The organism is Burkholderia sp. BDU5, assembly GCF_001522845.1.
In the GTDB taxonomy this organism is placed as follows: Bacteria; Pseudomonadota; Gammaproteobacteria; order Burkholderiales; family Burkholderiaceae; genus Burkholderia; species Burkholderia mayonis.
This window is the reverse complement of sequence record NZ_LOWC01000109.1, coordinates 1-15,140: the sequence shown is the minus strand read 5'-3', so window position 1 is coordinate 15,140 and position 15,140 is coordinate 1. Positions and strand designations below refer to the sequence as shown.

Annotated in this window: 14 protein-coding genes and 1 pseudogene; 9 read left to right on the top strand and 6 right to left on the bottom strand. The window is 68.2% G+C overall.

What is annotated here, in order from left to right; genetic code table 11:
* Positions 1 to 33: 33 nt before the first annotated feature.
* On the top strand, positions 34 to 1,323 hold the full coding sequence (locus tag WS69_RS16140) for a polysaccharide biosynthesis/export family protein (RefSeq protein ID WP_059471736.1): 1,290 nt from the start codon (positions 34 to 36) through the stop codon (positions 1,321 to 1,323).
* A gap of 170 nt (positions 1,324 to 1,493) precedes the next feature.
* Positions 1,494 to 2,738, top strand: coding sequence for a glycosyltransferase family 4 protein (locus WS69_RS16135; protein ID WP_059471735.1), 1,245 nt, complete (start codon positions 1,494 to 1,496; stop codon positions 2,736 to 2,738).
* 6 nt (positions 2,739 to 2,744) lie between these two features.
* Here WS69_RS16135 and WS69_RS16130 read toward each other — a convergent pair whose 3' ends face one another.
* Complete coding sequence (locus tag WS69_RS16130; protein WP_059471734.1) at positions 2,745 to 3,764, bottom strand: hypothetical protein; 1,020 nt, start codon at positions 3,762 to 3,764, stop codon at positions 2,745 to 2,747.
* 523 nt (positions 3,765 to 4,287) lie between these two features.
* Here WS69_RS16130 and WS69_RS16125 point away from each other — a divergent pair.
* Both WS69_RS16125 and WS69_RS16120 read left to right on the top strand, forming a co-directional pair.
* A complete protein-coding gene (locus WS69_RS16125) occupies positions 4,288 to 4,722 on the top strand; it encodes a CHRD domain-containing protein (RefSeq protein ID WP_059471733.1) in 435 nt (144 codons plus the stop codon).
* Positions 4,723 to 4,814: 92 nt separating this feature from the next.
* A complete protein-coding gene (locus tag WS69_RS16120; protein ID WP_059471732.1) occupies positions 4,815 to 5,780 on the top strand; it encodes an alpha/beta hydrolase in 966 nt (321 codons plus the stop codon).
* On the opposite strand, the gene WS69_RS16115 is transcribed toward WS69_RS16120, so the two are convergent.
* On the bottom strand, positions 5,750 to 6,640 hold the full coding sequence (locus tag WS69_RS16115) for an EcsC family protein (RefSeq protein WP_059471731.1): 891 nt from the start codon (positions 6,638 to 6,640) through the stop codon (positions 5,750 to 5,752). The genes WS69_RS16120 and WS69_RS16115 overlap by 31 nt on opposite strands.
* Before the next feature lie 106 nt (positions 6,641 to 6,746).
* Here WS69_RS16115 and WS69_RS16110 point away from each other — a divergent pair, with 106 nt between their 5' ends.
* Entirely contained in the window at positions 6,747 to 8,342 is a 1,596-nt protein-coding gene (locus tag WS69_RS16110) for an MDR family MFS transporter (protein WP_059471969.1), read from the top strand.
* A gap of 55 nt (positions 8,343 to 8,397) precedes the next feature.
* Positions 8,398 to 8,856 carry a MarR family winged helix-turn-helix transcriptional regulator gene (locus tag WS69_RS16105; protein WP_059471730.1) on the top strand — a complete coding sequence of 153 codons (459 nt, stop codon included), beginning with the start codon at positions 8,398 to 8,400 and terminating at the stop codon, positions 8,854 to 8,856.
* Positions 8,857 to 8,905: 49 nt separating this feature from the next.
* On the opposite strand, the gene WS69_RS16100 is transcribed toward WS69_RS16105, so the two are convergent.
* Positions 8,906 to 9,487, bottom strand: a complete 582-nt coding sequence (locus WS69_RS16100) for a DJ-1/PfpI family protein (protein ID WP_059471729.1) — start codon at positions 9,485 to 9,487, stop codon at positions 8,906 to 8,908.
* Between the two features lie 244 nt (positions 9,488 to 9,731).
* Positions 9,732 to 11,012 carry an amino acid deaminase gene (locus WS69_RS16095; protein WP_059471728.1) on the bottom strand — a complete coding sequence of 427 codons (1,281 nt, stop codon included), beginning with the start codon at positions 11,010 to 11,012 and terminating at the stop codon, positions 9,732 to 9,734.
* A 132-nt stretch (positions 11,013 to 11,144) separates the two neighbouring features.
* Here WS69_RS16095 and WS69_RS16090 point away from each other — a divergent pair, with 132 nt between their 5' ends.
* The 3 genes from WS69_RS16090 (at position 11,145) to WS69_RS16080 (ending at position 14,034) form a co-directional block, all read left to right on the top strand.
* Positions 11,145 to 12,038 carry a MurR/RpiR family transcriptional regulator gene (locus tag WS69_RS16090; RefSeq protein WP_059471727.1) on the top strand — a complete coding sequence of 298 codons (894 nt, stop codon included), beginning with the start codon at positions 11,145 to 11,147 and terminating at the stop codon, positions 12,036 to 12,038.
* A gap of 1 nt (position 12,039) precedes the next feature.
* Positions 12,040 to 13,521, top strand: a complete 1,482-nt coding sequence (locus WS69_RS16085) for an N-acyl-D-amino-acid deacylase family protein (protein ID WP_059471726.1) — start codon at positions 12,040 to 12,042, stop codon at positions 13,519 to 13,521.
* Between the two features lie 126 nt (positions 13,522 to 13,647).
* Positions 13,648 to 14,034, top strand: coding sequence for a RidA family protein (locus WS69_RS16080; protein WP_059471725.1), 387 nt, complete (start codon positions 13,648 to 13,650; stop codon positions 14,032 to 14,034).
* 139 nt (positions 14,035 to 14,173) lie between these two features.
* Here the strand turns inward: WS69_RS16080 and queF are convergent, their stop codons facing one another.
* Positions 14,174 to 14,998, bottom strand: a complete 825-nt coding sequence (gene queF, locus WS69_RS16075) for an NADPH-dependent 7-cyano-7-deazaguanine reductase QueF (RefSeq protein ID WP_059471724.1) — start codon at positions 14,996 to 14,998, stop codon at positions 14,174 to 14,176.
* A 19-nt stretch (positions 14,999 to 15,017) separates the two neighbouring features.
* Positions 15,018 to 15,140, bottom strand: a pseudogene (locus WS69_RS31235) (threonine dehydratase); the annotation flags it as partial.

The following is a 15,140-nucleotide window of genomic DNA, read 5'->3' as shown; positions in this document are numbered from 1 at the left end:
TCGACGACCACGCTACCAAGGAGAAACGACAAGATGTTGAAGCCCCTAGCATGGGCGACCGCTGCGGCGGTCGCCTTGTCGGGCTGTGCGCTGGCCCCGGGACCGGCGCTCGATTCGAGCCGCATGAACGACAACCTCAGCGCACCGACGGATTCGACGGTGTACGACGTCAAGCTGATCACGCCGCAGCTCGTCTATACGCTCAAGCAGGCCGACGAGGCCGACACGCGCGCGAAGGAGGCAGGCATTGGACAGAGCCTGCCCGCTGCGCCGGCCGACTATCGCGCTGGCCCGGACGATGTGCTCGGCATCGTTGTCTGGGACCACCCCGAGCTCTCGCGCGGCGGCGGGAACGGCACGGGCGCCGACACGTCGCCGCTCGCCGACATCGGCACGCTGCAGGCGTCGGGCGGTCTCGGCGGCGTGCTGCCGCAGCAGGTCAGCGCATTCGGCACGAACGGGCAGGGCGAGGTCGACTCGCCGGGCCAGCGCGTCGCCGCCAACGGCACGATCTTCTTTCCGACGCTCGGCCGCTTGCGCGTCGAAGGGATGAGCCCCGTGCAGATCTCCGCGCTGCTCGCACGGCGTCTGAGCAAGCAGATCAGAAATCCTCAGATCGACGTGCGCGTGATGCAGTACCGCAGCCAGCGCGTGCAGGTGACGGGCGACGTGAAGAACCCGGGGCAACTGTCGCTGACGGGCTCGCATCTGCGTGTCGTCGACGCGATCAACCGCGCGGGCGGCGGCAATTCCGACGCGGATCTGCAGCGCGTGCTCGTTACGCGCGGCGATCAGGTGATGACGATCGACGTGAACCGCATTCTGAATCGCGGCGACTTGCGACAGAACATCGTGCTGCAAGCGGATGACATCGTTCACGTGCCCGACCGTACGCAGAACCGCGTGTTCGTGATGGGCGAGGTGCCAAAGCCGCAGACGGTCTACATGAACCAGGGGCAGTTGTCGCTCGCGGACGCGTTGAGCGCAGCCGGCAGCATCGATCCGACGGGGGCGAACCCGCGCCAGGTAATCGTCATTCGCCATCCGAATCCGCCGCTCGCGCAGGCGCCCGGCGTGCAAAGCGGATTGCAGGAAGGCCTGAAGAAGGTCAACTACGCGCCCGAACACAACAAGCCCGAAGTGTTCCGTCTCGACATGACGCAGGTGGACGCGTTGATGCTCGCGACCGAGTTCGACATGAAGCCGCTCGACGTCGTATACGTCGGCACGGCGCCCGCTGCGCGCTTCAATCGGATGCTCGCGCAGATCCTGCCGACCGCCGAATCGTTCTATCTGATCTGGTCGGTGAGCCGCGGTCGCTGACGCACGCGAATGCGGCGTACGGCGAGATTCACGTGCCGTGCGCCGCGTTGTGCGACGGAACGCACAGACCGCGCGCAACGGAATGACGACACTGGAACGTGTATAGCGCGCTTCCGCGAACGTCGCGGATGCGTTCGTCAACCGGGTGTCGTCACGCCGTTGCAGCCGCCATGAATCTGTCTTCCCCCTTATCCAAGCCGTCGCTGCACACGCTGCGCGATCGTCAGGACGTCGATGTAACGTCGGCGAGCGCGTCGCAGGCGGCGGGCACGGTGCACGACACGCCGCATCGCGTTGCATTTGCCGGCGAGCGTGCGAGCGCCACGGCCTTGCCGACGCCCGTCGCGATCAACGGCAAGTTCACGTCGCAGCGCCTGACGGGGGTGCAGCGCGTCGCGCACGAGTTCACGTCGGCGCTCGCGCGTCTGTTGCCGGGCGAGCGCAATCCGACGCTCGTCGTGCCTCGCGATCACGCGAGCGATGCGCTGCCGCCCGCGGTCGCGCGACGCGTCGTGCCCCGCTTGCGCGGCGCGCTGTGGGAGCAGCTCGCGCTGCCGTTCGCGACGCGCGGGCAGACGCTCGTCAGCCTCTGCAACGTCGGGCCGCTTTTCAAGCGCAACCAGGTGGTGATGATTCACGACGTCGCCGTGTTCGACTTTCCGCAAGGCTATTCGCTCGCGTTCCGGCTCTGGTATCGCTTCGCGTTCTGGATGCTGAAGCGCAACGCGCGGCACATCTTGACGGTGTCGCGCTTCTCGAAGGAGCGGATCGTCGCACGCCTTAACGTCGCGCCGACCGACGTGACGACGATCGCGTCCGGCGTCGATCACTTTGGAAGGATCGACAGCGATCCGGCGGTGCTCGAGCGGCTCGGTCTCGCATACGACGGCTTCGTGCTGATCGTCGGCTCGATCGCGCCAGGCAAGAATCTCGCGCGCACGCTCGACGCGATCGCGAGGCTCGAGCGCACGCGTCCCGAGCTCAAGTTCGTGATCGCGGGCGGCAGCAACATCAAGATCTTCGGCACGTCGACGCTCGGCGACAACGCAAGCGCGCGCAACGTGACGTGGGCAGGCTACGTGAGCGACGGCGAGCTGAAGGCGCTCTACGAGAACGCCGGCTGTTTCGTGTTTCCTTCGCTATACGAAGGATTTGGCCTGCCGCCGCTCGAGGCGATGTATTGCGGGTGCCCGGTGATCGTGTCGCGCGAGGCGTCGCTGCCCGAGGCGTGCGGCGACGCCGCGCTGTATTGCGACGCACACGATGCGATCGACATAGCGGCGACGATCGCGCAGCTGATGGGCGATGCCGAGCTGCGGCGCGAGATGCGCGACAAGGGGCGGCGGCATGCGTCGCGATTCCGCTGGGACGTCGCCGCGAAGCAATTGATCGGCGTGCTGCGCGCGCTGGATTGACGGAACTCAGAACCGGTAGCCGAGCCCGGCCTGAATCACGTCGGTGTCGCGATCGTAGCGCGTGACGACACGATTCCACGTGATGCGCGCGAGCCAGCGATCGTCGAAACGGTAGCTCGCGGATATCGACACGATGCCCGACACACGCCCGTCGCCTTCGCCGGGGCGGTCGCGAATGTCGCGCTCGTTGAGCGTCAGATACGCGCCCGCGCCGGCCGACAGCGCGACCTTGTCGTCGAGGAACGCGCGCGTGAGCCAGAACTGCGATGCGATTCCGTTGCGGCGGATCGACTGCTTCGAGCCTTCGTATAGATAGGTCGCCGTCCAGTCGACGTATTTCGCGACGCCGCGCCGGTATTCGAGGCTGCCGCCGAGCGCGCTCGGCGAGCGCCGGCTGTTGAGGATCGTCTCGCCCAGCATCGCGGTGACTTCGTTCGAGGTCACGCGGCCTGCGCGGCTCGCCGCGTAGTCGCGCGGGCCGGGAGTGTCCGGCGCGTCGAGCTGATAGCCGATGCCGAACATCAGCGATGTCGTGTTCGGCCCGCTGAACACCTGGGTCCGGTTCACCTGCAGTTGCGCGAGCCAGCGGTGCGACGTGTAATACGCGGCGCGCACGCTCATCAGCACGCCCCAGCCGTGCGAGTTCGAATAGCCGCGGCCTTCGGTGGCCGCGGTCGTGTCGAAGTAGCGGTACGGACCCGCGCCTGCCGAGATCACGAAGCGGTTGTCGCGCAGCGGCAGTCGGCCCCAGAGCTGGACCGCCTGGCCGTCGCGATGGTGATTCGGAATGTGTCCCTCGTTGTACCAGGTGAAGCCTGCGGCGGCATAGCGGCCGAGCCCTTCCTGATAATCGAACGCCCACGCGTAGCTATGACCGCCGCCGCCCGCGAGCAGGCCGCCGAACAATGCGAATTCCTGCGCATGTGCGGATGTCGCGGCGAGCGTGGATAAGCAGAGGGCGCTTCGCAACAGGAGCCGGGCGAACGGAGTGACGCGAAGCGGCGGCGACAAGCGGCAAATCGGCATGGCCTTCCACATTGTTTCATTCGAGACGAGCCGATTATCGCGTAAATTGTGAAGCATCGTCGTGTCGTGGGGGAACGATGCTGATTTCGCTCATGGCGGCGCGCGCGAGTCGTTCGCAGGCAATGCGGTGTTGCGCGCATGCCGCGCGAAGTCGGCGCGAACGCGATCCGCCGCCATGCAGTCGATGATGCGGCGCGCGCGCGTTGGGGGCGCGCAAAAAAAGCGGCCCGAAGGCCGCGTCAAAACTCGCAGATATTCCTTCGAACGGAAGGAAACATGCAACTGTGTACAAGCAGTGTAGCGAAACCCCGCATGCGGATTCAGACGATTTCGTGCAAATCTCTGTTCTCGGCGGATGCTTGCCGCACGCCGCCATCCGCGCAACGGCCGCCGAACGCGGCGCCGAGCGAGATTGGCCGCCACTTTGCGTCGAGCGCCGCGCGCACAAGATCGACTACCATCGGATGTCGGGCGGGCATCGAGCTCGCCCGCGCAATACGGTCGGCGATCGCAAGGAGGAATCATGTTGACATTGCGCAAGATCGGAATCGGCGTGCTCGCGTGTGCATTCGCGGCGGGCATCGCGCGTGCGGAGACGGTGAAGTTCGTCGCGAACCTGCAGCCGTCGAGCGAAGTGCCGCCGACGACGAGCAAGGGCTCGGGCTCGCTCGACGCGACCTACGATACCGCAACCCGCATGCTGCGCTGGAACGTCACGTATCGCGATCTGACGGGACCCGCGACCGCCGCGCACTTTCACGGCCCGGCGTCCGTCGGCCAGAACGCGGGCGTGCAGGTGCCGATTCCGAAGGACGCGCTCGCGAGTCCGATTGCAGGTGAGAAGGCGTTGACCGACGAGCAGGTCGGCGACCTGATGGCGGCCAAGTGGTATTTCAATGTGCACACGAAGGCCCATCCTGGCGGCGAGATTCGCGGCCAGGTCCGGCCGGCGAACTGAGCCGGGCGATCCGGATTTAGAGGGGCCAATCGACGGACGTGCGCCGAATCGCTCGTAGTATCGTCACGTTGTTTGGGTTCGGAGTACGTCCGATGAGTTGGCAAAGCAAGGTTGCGTGCTGGCTGCTGCGCCGGCAGTTTCGTCCCGAGACGCTGCGTCCCGTGATCGATCCGGCGCGTGCGCGGCGTCTGGCGAAGCTGCGGATGCGTGTGCCGCGCCGTCCGCCCGCGGGCTGGCGGCTGCGCGAGCGCTACGGCCCCGGCGACGCGCCGCTGCGCGGCGAATGGCTCGAGCGCGCGGACGCCGCGTCCGGCCGCGCGCCGCAAAGCCGGATGCTGCTGTATTTCCACGGCGGCGGCTATTATTTCTGCTCACCGCAGACGCACCGTCCGCTCGTGTTCGCGCTGACGAAGCACGCGGGCGTGCGCTCGTTCTCGCTCGACTACCGGCTCGCGCCCGAGCATCCGTTCCCGGCCGCGGTCGACGACGCGCTCGCGGCGTACCGGCAACTTGTTGCGGCCGGCACGCCGGCCGAGTCGATCGTGTTCGGCGGCGATTCGGCCGGCGGCGGCCTCGCGCTCGCGACGCTCGTCGCGCTGCGCGACGCGGGCGATCCGCTGCCCGCGGGGGCCGTGCTGTTTTCGCCGTGGACCGATCTCGCCGCGACGGGCGACACGCTGCGCGCGCACGACGGCCTCGATCCGATGTTCGCGGGCGCGGCGCTCGGCCGCGCGGCGCGCCTCTATCTCGGCGACACGCCGGGCACGCATCCGTACGCATCGCCGCTCTATGCGGATTTCAAGGGGCTGCCGCCGCTCTTCATCCAGGCGGGCAGCACTGAGGTGCTGCTCGACGATTCGCGGCGCGTCGCCGACAAGGCGCGCGCGGCAGGTGTGCACGTGGAGCTCGAGGTATGGCCGGAGATGCCGCACGTATGGCAGATCTACGTGCCGTTCGTACCCGAATCGGCGCGGGCGCTCGTGCGCGCGGCCGCGTTCGTGCGGCGCACCGCGGTCGAGCGCGCGACTCAGCGCACGGCCGACGCGTCGATCGTCTGATACGCGGCCTTCACGGCCGCCTGGCCGTACTCGCGCTCGAGCCGGCGCACCGCGAAGTGGCCGTGCGCGGCCTGCTGGAAGTGGTCGATGAACAGCGTGTTGACGGTCGCGCCGAGCACGGCGCCGATCGCCGGAATCGACTTCGCGGCGATCTGCTCGGTCACCTGCACCGAGAAGCGCGACGCGATCGTCTGCACGAGGCGGAAGAGGGCGGTTGAGCCGTGCGTCGCGAAACCTTTCGACGCGATCTCCGACGACGCCTTCGACACCGCCTGCGCGAGCGCGCCGCGCAGCACGAAATAGCCGATGTCGGCGTCTTCCTCTTCCTTGCCGCCCTTGCCGTCCTTCTTGCCCGCGCCCGGCAGAGGGCCGAAGCCGCCGCCCATCCCGAGCACCGCGAGGCATTGCAACTGCGCCTCGGCGATCGACAGATCCTCGCCCTCGCTGCGCGCGATGTCGCAGATCGAGCGGAACATCAGCGTCGTCGTGACGGGCAGCTCGACGGGCAGTGCGAACAGGCCGAACGCGCCGCCCGCCGCGCCCGTTGTCGCGACGGCCAGCTTGTGCAGCAGGTTGCTCGGCTTGTTCGGCGTCTCGCCGTCGCTCGCGACGCCGCCCGACTTGCCGAGCGTGCGCAGCGCGAGGTGCAGGCACTTGCGCAGCGCGAGCTGCGTCGCGTCGTTGATCTTGTCGGTCGCGAAGCCGGGCAGCTTGCCGATCATCTTCTCGACGGGCGCGCCGACGACGCTCGTCAGCTTGACCGTCAGCGACGGGCTCTCGAGCGCGAGCTTCGCGCGCCGCAGCGTGTCGAGATCCTCGGCCGACAGCGTCGGTCCGGCAACGATTGTGAGCGGTTCCATCTGACTCCTTCGCGGCGCGCGCATCGCATGGGGGCGCCGGCTAGATTACCCGATGCATGATAGAATTTTTGATTCGTTGATGTATCAAAAGTTGCACGAACAAAAGATGGCCGTCCATACCGCCGCCCACCATTCGAGCGGGCAAGTCCTGCCGTTTCGCGAGTCGCTGCTCGCGATGCTCGGCATTTCCTTCGTCACGATGCTCGTCGCGCTCGACCAGACCGTCGTCGGCACCGCGCTGCCGACGATCGTCGCCGAGCTGCGCGGCTTCGACCTGTACGCTTGGGTCGCGACGTCGTACCTGCTCGCGTCGGTGATCACCGTGCCGGTCTTCGGCCGGCTCGGCGACTATTATGGGCGCAAGCCGTTCGTGATCGCGTCGCTCGTCGTGTTCACGGGCGCGTCGGTGCTGTGCGGGATGGCGCAGGACATGCTGTCGCTCGTGCTCGCGCGCGGGCTGCAGGGCATTGGCGGCGGGATGCTCGTCGGCACGGCGTTCGCGTGCATCCCCGATCTTTTTCCCGATTCGGTCGTGCGGCTGCGCTGGCAGGTGCTGATGAGCTCGGCGTTCGGGATTGCAAACGCGGTCGGACCGTCGCTCGGCGGCGTGCTGACGCAGCACTACGGCTGGCGCTCGGTGTTCTACGTGAATCTGCCGGTCGGCCTGCTGTCGCTCCTGTTCGTCTGGCGCTATCTGCCTCATCTGCGGCACGTCGAGCACCGCAGCAAGATGCGGCTCGACTGGCCGGGCGCGCTCCTCATCGCCGCGACGCTCGGCGCGATGCAGCTCTTCGTCGAGTGGCTGCCGAAATACGGGATCGGCGGCTGGCCGACGCTCCTCCTCGTCGTCGCGCTCGCCGGCGGCGTCGCGCTGTGGCGCTGGGAGAAGCGCTGCGCGCAGCCGATTCTGCCGTTCGACATGTTCGCGAACCGCGCGCTGTCGACGCTCTTCATCCTCGCGATCCTCGCCGGCTTCGCGATGTTCTCGCTCCTCTTCTACGCGCCGCTGCTGTTCCAGGGCGGCTTCGGGATGTCGCCGCAGCAGGCGGGCGTCGTCATCACGCCGCTCGTCGTGTTCATCACGATCGGCAGCATCATGAACGGCCGCGTGATCACGCGGATCCGCAACCCGAACGCGATGCTGTACGCCGGCTTCCTGCTGTTCGCGATCGCGTGCGCGGGCGTCGTCGCGTCGTCGCACGAGACGCCAGGCTGGGTGCTGATGGCGCTGATGGTCGCAGGCGGCGTCGGCCTCGGCTTCGTGCTGCCGAACCTGACCGTGTTCGCGCAGCAGACGGCGGGCCGCGAGCATCTCGGGATCGCGACCGCGCTCCTCCAGTCGCTGCGGATGGTGGGCGGGATGGTCGGCACCGCGCTGACGGGCACGCTCGTCAACCAGCTCTACGCGAGCGGCGTGCACGACGCGCTCGCGGCGGACGGCGCGCTGCGCTGGCAGGCGAGCCTCGCCGATCCGCAGGTCCTGATCGACCGCGCCGCGCAGACGCGCCTGGTGGACGAACTTGTGCGCGCCGGGCATCATGGCGCCCATTTGTTCGAGGCGGCGCGCGATTCCCTCGTCGGCGCGATCCACATCGGCATCGCGGTCGGCGCGCTCGTCGCGCTCGTCGCGGTGTGGCAGAGCCGCCGCGTGCCGCCCGTCGAGCTGCGCCGCGCGTTCGAGCCGGCCGTCGTCGCCGAGTGAGCGAGCGTTTGCTCACGTCATCCAAGTCAGTCAGTTACGGAGCCGAAGTCAGCGCATGGAAGAACAGGACCGCATCGCGATCTTGCAGCAGTTCGGACGCACATACCGCGCGTTCATGGCCGCGTTCGAGGCGCACGTCGGGCAGCCGCTGCCGCGTTGGCGCATCATGGTCGCGCTCGAGCAGCACGGCGGCGCGTCGTCGCAGAAGCGGCTCGTCGAACTGCTGCGCGTCGATCCGGGCGCGCTCACGCGCCAGTTGAAGACGCTCGAGACGCTCGGCTGGATCGACCGCGAAGCCGATTCGCGCGACAACCGCGTGACGAACGTGAAGCTGACGCCGGCCGGACGCGCGGCGTTCGAAGCATGCCTGCCGCGCCGCAACGCGTTCCTGCACGACACGATGGCGTCGCTGCCGGACGATGCACTCAACGCGCTGTCCGGCGCGTTGACGATGCTGGAGGCGCGCGTCGCCGAGGCGGGCGGCGCGGCGCAGACGAAGGCCGCGCCGCGCTGAGCGCGAGGCGCGCGCGTGGGGCGCGTCGCGTGCCGGCGCGCGCGGCGGCTCAGAGCTCGATGCGCGTGCCGAGCAGCGCGAGGAATTGCGACAGCCACGCCGGATGCGCGGGCCATGCGGGCGCCGTGACGAACGGCGCGTCGGTGACGGCGGCGTCGACCGGGATGTCCGCGTATTCGCCGCCCGCGAGCCGCACTTCCGGCGCACACGCCGGGTAAGCGGAGATTCGCTTGCCACGGATCACGTCGGCTGCCGCGAGCAATTGCGCGGCGTGACAGATCGCCGCAATCGGCTTCTTCGCTTCGGCGAACGCGCGCACGAGCGCGATCACTTTCGGGTCGAGACGCAGATATTCGGGCGCGCGGCCGCCCGCGATCGCGATCGCGTCGTAGCCGGTCGCGTCGACGTCGTCGAACGTCGCGTTCAGCGTGAACTGGTGGCCGGGTTTCTCGGTGTAGGTCTGGTCGCCTTCGAAATCGTGAATCGCCGTCTTCACCTGGTCGCCCGCGCGCTTGCCGGGACATACGGCATCGACGTGATGGCCGATTGCGAGCAGCGCCTGGAACGGCACCATCGTCTCGTAGTCTTCGGCGAAGTCGCCGGTCAGGAACAGAATCTTCTTTGCTGCCATGGTGTTCTCCTGTTGAACAACAGCGGATGATCCAGGACGAACGGGCAGTGTACCCCGGCCCGCCGCGGCGCAGATGACGCGCGCGTGAAGCGGACGTAAAGCGCACGCGATGATGCGAGGCGCGAGCTTGTCGCAAAGGCAAGAGGCCGCAGCGAAGCGCGGAAGCGGCGGCGCGGCGCGCGCTGCGCCGCCCCGCAAGGGCGACAGCCGCCGCCCTTGCGCCCGCCAGAGATTCGCGTCGGCGTCAGAAGTACGTTTCGATCACTTCGGTCACGCGGTACTGCGGATCGACGACGAGCAGCTGCCGCCACTTGTCGAACGTGAGGCACGGGTGCGAGATGTCGAACGACACCATGTCGCCGACCTTCAGGTCCGCGCCCGCCGGGATTTTCAGGTACGCGTGCTGATCCATCAGCCCGGTCACTTCCCAGCCTTCGCCCGGAGCGATGTCGCGCGGCAGCCCGCCCGCGCTCGGGCGGAAGTGGCGCGCCGGCTCGGGCAGGCCAGCGTCGAACGCCGAGTCGCGCTTGCCGAGCGCGACGATCGCGCGCTCCGGCTCCGGAATCGACTGCACGTACGCCCAAAGCTGCAGCGCGGGCAACAGGCCCTCGCCCATCTTTTGCGCGATCGGGTTGCGCGCGAAGATGTCGGTCTGCGCCTTCTTGTAGATGCCGACGTCGTGCGTCAGATAGCAGCCGGGACGCAGCACGACGTCGATCACGCCGGCGTCCGACGCCTGCGCGAACTCGTCGGCGACGACGTCGTACCACGCGGAGCCCGCGCCCGACAGCAGCGCCGGCGTGCGCGCGAAGCGGCCGGCCGCCGCGAGCGCGTGCACGAGCGTCACCGCGCGCCGCAGGAACGCGCGGATCTCGCCTTCCTCCTTCAGCACGCCTTCGTACAGCTCGATGCCCGCGAGCTTCAGCACGCCCGCGTGACGCTCGATCGCGGCGAGCACCGCGTCGCGCTGCGCGTCGTCGCGCACGCCGGTGCGGCCGCCCGGCACGCCGAGCTCGAGCAGCACGTTGAGCGGCTTCCTCGCCGCGCCGAAGAAGCGGCCGAGCTGCTCGATGCCGTCGACCGAATCGACGAGGCAGAAGAACTCGAAATCGGGGTCGGTCAGCAGTTCGGCGATCATCGCCATGTTGTGCCGGCCGACGAGCTGGTTCGCGAGCAGCACGCGCCGCACGCCGCCGTGATACGCGGCGCGCACCTGATGCGCGGTGGCGAGCGTGATGCCCCACGCGCCCGTCTCGAGCTGGCGGCGGAACAACTGCGGCGCCATCGTCGTCTTGCCGTGCGGCGCGAGCTTCACGCCGTATTCGGCGACGAACGCCTGCATCCACTTCAGGTTGTGCTCGATCCGGTCCGCGTACAGCACGGCAGCGGGCAGGCTCACGTCCTCGGCGAGCAGATTCCATTCGAGGCGGGCTGCGTCCGATAGCGGCACGCTCGCGCTCGGTACGTTGCCGAGACCCTTGCCGAACGGATCGATCGTCGCTTCCTGATAGTTTGTAACTTTCATCTCATCTCGCTCCATCGTCCATATATATTGATGCAAAGTTGACTTCGCGATAGTACAGAAAGTAGCATCGCTGCGGTAATGTTATTTATTAACAAGCCGGTTCGCGCCGGCCGTCCCTGCTAGCCGTCGCCGATGACTCCGTCCACCGAGCCGCCCGCCTTCGACATCGTCGCCCGGATCGCCGAGTGCGCGCCCGAGCTTCGCGGCGCCGAACGCAAGGTCGCCGCGCTGATCCTCGGCGATCTGACCCGCGCCACGCACGCGAGCATCAGCGCGCTCGCCGCGCAGGCGGACGTGAGCGTCGCGACCGTCACGCGCTTCGCGAAGGCGGTCGGCTGCCGCGACGTGCGCGAGCTGAAGCTGCGGCTCGCGCAGGCGGCGGCCGTCGGCCAGCGCTTTCTGACCCCGGCCGCAGCCGATGCGCAGCGCGACGAGACGCCCGTCGCGCGCGTGTACGAGGATGTGCAGATCGCGCTCGAGCACAACCACCGGCTGCTGCGCCAGACGTCGTTCGGCGAGCCGGCCGCCGCGCTCGCCGCCGCGAACATGATCTACGTGTACGGGCAGGGCGGCGGCTCGACCGCGCTCGCCGACGAGCTGCGCTTTCGGCTCGTGCGCTTCGGCCGGCCGGTCGCGACGTATCAGGATGCGCTGCTGCAGCGGATGGTCGCGAGCACGGCGACGCCCGGCTGCGTCGTCGTCGCATTGTCGGTGACGGGGCGCGTCCCCGAGCAGCTCGAAAGCTGCTCGCTCGCGAAGCGCTATGGCGCGACGCTCATCGCGATCACCGCGCCGGCGTCGCCGCTCGCGCAGCTCGCCGACCACCTGATTCCCGTCGTCGCGTTCGAAACCGATTTCATCTTCAAGCCGTCGACATCGCGTTATGCGATGCTGATGGCGCTCGACGTGCTCGTCACCGAGGTCGCGCTGCGGCTCGGCGACGACTGCCGCGAGCGGCTGCGCCGGATGAAGCACGCGCTCGACATGCACCGCGGCGGCGGCGACCGCCAACCGTTAGGAGACTGACATGCACTCGCATCCCGAAGCAGCCGATACGCTGATCGTCGGCGCCCAGTTGTACGACGGCACGGGCGCGCCTAGCGTCGAGCGCGACGTCGCGATCCGCGGCGACCGGATCGTCGCGATCGGCAATCTGACGAACTGGCTCGCGGACCAGGTGATCGAGGCGAACGGCCGGGCGCTTGCGCCCGGCTTCGTCGACGTGCACACGCACGACGACACGCACGTGATCGACGCGCCGCAGATGCTGCCGAAGATCTCGCAGGGCGTGACGACGGTGATCGTCGGCAACTGCGGGATCAGCGCGTCGCCCGTCGCGCTGAAAGGCGATCCGCCTGATCCGATGAACCTGCTCGGCGCCCGCGCGGCGTTCCGCTATCCGACGTTCGCCGCGTACGTCGACGCGGTCGACGCGGCGAAGCCGGCCGTCAACGTCGCGGCGCTCGTCGGCCATACCGCGCTGCGCAACAACCAGATGGACCGGCTCGACCGCGCGGCGACCGACGCCGAAATCGCCGCGATGCGCGCGCAGCTCGAAGAAGCGCTCGCGCACGGCGCGCTCGGCCTGAGCTCCGGGCTCGCGTACGGCTCGGCGTTCGCCGCGCCGGCCGAAGAAGTGATGGCGCTCGCCGAGCCGCTCGCGAACGCGGGCGCCGTCTACACGACGCACATGCGCACGGAGTTCGACGCGATCCTCGATGCGATGGACGAGGCATATCGCGTCGGCCGGCACGCGCGCGTGCCCGTCGTGATCTCGCATCTGAAGTGCGCGGGGCCGTCGAACTGGGGACGCAGCGCCGAAGTGCTCGCGTCGCTCGAAGGCGCGCGGCGGCTCCAGCCCGTCGGCTGCGACTGCTATCCGTACAGCCGCAGCTCGTCGACGCTCGACGTCAAGCAGGCGACGGGCGACATCGACATCACGATCACATGGTCCAATCCGCATCCGGAGATGGCGGGCAAGCTGTTGAAGGCGATCGCGGCCGAATGGGGCGTCCCGGAGCAGGACGCGGCGCGCCGCCTGCAACCGGCGGGCGCCGTCTATCACAACATGTCGGAGGACGACGTGCGCCGGATCCTGTCGCATCCGGCGACGATGGTCGGCTCCGACGGCCTGCCGAACGATCCGCTGCCGCATCCGCGTCTCTGGGGCGCGTTCCCGCGCGTGCTCGGCCACTACGCGCGTGACGAGCGGCTGATTCCGCTCGAAGAGGCGGTGCGCAAGATGACGTCGCTATCCGCGCGGCGCTTCGGGCTCGCGCAGCGCGGCGAGGTGCGGGTCGGCTATCACGCGGATCTCGTGCTGTTCGACGCCGAGCGGGTGCGCGACGCCGCGACGTTCGACAAGCCGCAGCAGCCCGCGCACGGAATCGAGGCTGTGTGGGTGAACGGCGTGCTGTCGTATCGCGACGGCGAGCCGACGGGCGAGCGCGCGGGCCGCTTCGTCGCGCGCGGCGAGCGCGCTGCGGCGACGGCGGACGATGCGTTCTGAGCATTCTCGATTGACGGATTTCGGCGCGCGCGGGCCGTTCGACGCGCGCGCCGGCGACCGATCGTCGCGCGTCGCCTGCATCGCGCAGGCGGCGCGTGTTGGCAAACGAAACGAAGGAGTGAAACGATGAAGCGATATGGCGTGGGCGAAGCGAAGGGCACGGGCGGTCAGGTGATGCCGTTCGCGCGTGCGGTCGAGGCGGACGGGTGGCTTTACGTGTCCGGCCAGACGCCGATGGTGAGCGGCGAGGTCGTCGAGGGCGGGATCGTCACGCAGTCGAAGCAGGCGATCGAGAACGTGATCGCGATCCTGAAGGAAGCGGGCTACGGTCTCGAGCACGTCGTGCGCTGCGGCGTGTGGCTCGACGACGCGCGTGACTTCGCGTCGTTCAACAAGGTCTTCATCTCGTACTTCGGCGAGCATCCGCCCGCGCGCGCGTGCGTGCAGTCGAGCATGGTGATCGACTGCAAGGTCGAAGTCGACTGCATCGCGTACAAGGCGCCGGCGAAGTGACGCGCGGCGAGCGCGGCCGGTAAACGGAAAACGGGGTCCCGAGCGGGGCCCCGTTTTTCTTGGGCAAACGAACCGGCGAGCGGATCGCAGGGTGCCGGTACCGGCCGCGCGGCGCCGAACGGCTTCCGCACCGCGGGCGTCACTGCCGCGCAGTTCGCGCGTTGTCCGGCATCGGCTGGTTGTAGTTCGTGCGGAACGGATTGATGTCGAGCCCGCCGCGGCGCGTGTAGCGCGCGTAGACGGCGAGCTTCACCGGCTTGCACGCGCGCAGGATGTCGATGAAGATCCGCTCGACGCACTGCTCATGAAAGCCCGTGTGATTGCGAAACGAGATGATGTAGCGCAACAGGCCCGCATGATCGATCGGCGCGCCGACATAGTGGATCTGCACGCTGCCCCAGTCGGGCTGGCCCGTCACCGGGCAGTTCGATTTGAGCAGATCAGTCACGAGCGTTTCCTCGACGGGCGCTTCTTCGTGCGATGCGGTGAGGAACGACGGATCGGGTTCGTAGACATCGGCTTCGAGATCGAGGCGATCGAGCGACAGCCCGTCGAGTTCCTCCATCCGCAGCTTGCGGAACTCGGTGGGCGTCGACAGGCGCACCGTCGCATTCGCGCCGCACGCGGCGGACACGTCGCGCTTGAGCGTGTCGCGCACCGCGTCGGCCGATTCGAACGCGGTCTGCGCGAACGAACCGAGATACAGCTTGAACGACTTCGATTCGACGATGTTCGGCGATTCGGCCGGCACGTAGAACGTCGCAATCGCGACTTGCGGCTTGCCGCGTGCGTTGAGCCACGACAGCTCGTACGCGTTCCAGATGTCGGTGCCGAAGAACGGCAACTGCGTGCCGATGCCGATCTGTTCGCGCGCGCCCGCGCGCGGAATCGGAAACAGGAGCGACGCGTCGTAGGCGCCCGAGTAGACGGTCGTCTTGCCGAGCGGGGAGTGTTCGGGGTTCATATCGTATGTGGATTCCGGATTACGACAGGAAGAGACGATACGCGGGATTGTCGCTTTCTTCCCAGAACGGATAGCCGAGCGCCGCGAGAAAGCGGTCGAACTCCGCGTGGTCCGCCTGCGGCACCTGCAGGCCGACGAGGAT

Bases quoted from the DNA above. Each gene is read 5' to 3' on its own strand.
- WS69_RS16115 (WP_059471731.1), bottom strand. From the start codon at position 6,640: ATGGAACCGCTCACAATCGTTGCCGGACCGACGCTGTCGGCCGAGGAT.
- WS69_RS16090 (WP_059471727.1), top strand. From the start codon at position 11,145: ATGACTCCGTCCACCGAGCCGCCCGCCTTCGACATCGTCGCCCGGATC.
- WS69_RS16130 (WP_059471734.1), bottom strand. From the start codon at position 3,764: ATGCCGATTTGCCGCTTGTCGCCGCCGCTTCGCGTCACTCCGTTCGCC.
- WS69_RS16085 (WP_059471726.1), top strand. From the start codon at position 12,040: ATGCACTCGCATCCCGAAGCAGCCGATACGCTGATCGTCGGCGCCCAG.
- WS69_RS16100 (WP_059471729.1), bottom strand. From the start codon at position 9,487: ATGGCAGCAAAGAAGATTCTGTTCCTGACCGGCGACTTCGCCGAAGAC.
- WS69_RS16095 (WP_059471728.1), bottom strand. From the start codon at position 11,012: ATGAAAGTTACAAACTATCAGGAAGCGACGATCGATCCGTTCGGCAAG.
- WS69_RS16140 (WP_059471736.1), top strand. From the start codon at position 34: ATGTTGAAGCCCCTAGCATGGGCGACCGCTGCGGCGGTCGCCTTGTCG.
- WS69_RS16105 (WP_059471730.1), top strand. From the start codon at position 8,398: ATGGAAGAACAGGACCGCATCGCGATCTTGCAGCAGTTCGGACGCACA.
- queF (WP_059471724.1), bottom strand. From the start codon at position 14,998: ATGAACCCCGAACACTCCCCGCTCGGCAAGACGACCGTCTACTCGGGC.
- WS69_RS16080 (WP_059471725.1), top strand. From the start codon at position 13,648: ATGAAGCGATATGGCGTGGGCGAAGCGAAGGGCACGGGCGGTCAGGTG.
- WS69_RS16135 (WP_059471735.1), top strand. From the start codon at position 1,494: ATGAATCTGTCTTCCCCCTTATCCAAGCCGTCGCTGCACACGCTGCGC.
- WS69_RS16125 (WP_059471733.1), top strand. From the start codon at position 4,288: ATGTTGACATTGCGCAAGATCGGAATCGGCGTGCTCGCGTGTGCATTC.
- WS69_RS16120 (WP_059471732.1), top strand. From the start codon at position 4,815: ATGAGTTGGCAAAGCAAGGTTGCGTGCTGGCTGCTGCGCCGGCAGTTT.
- WS69_RS16110 (WP_059471969.1), top strand. From the start codon at position 6,747: ATGGCCGTCCATACCGCCGCCCACCATTCGAGCGGGCAAGTCCTGCCG.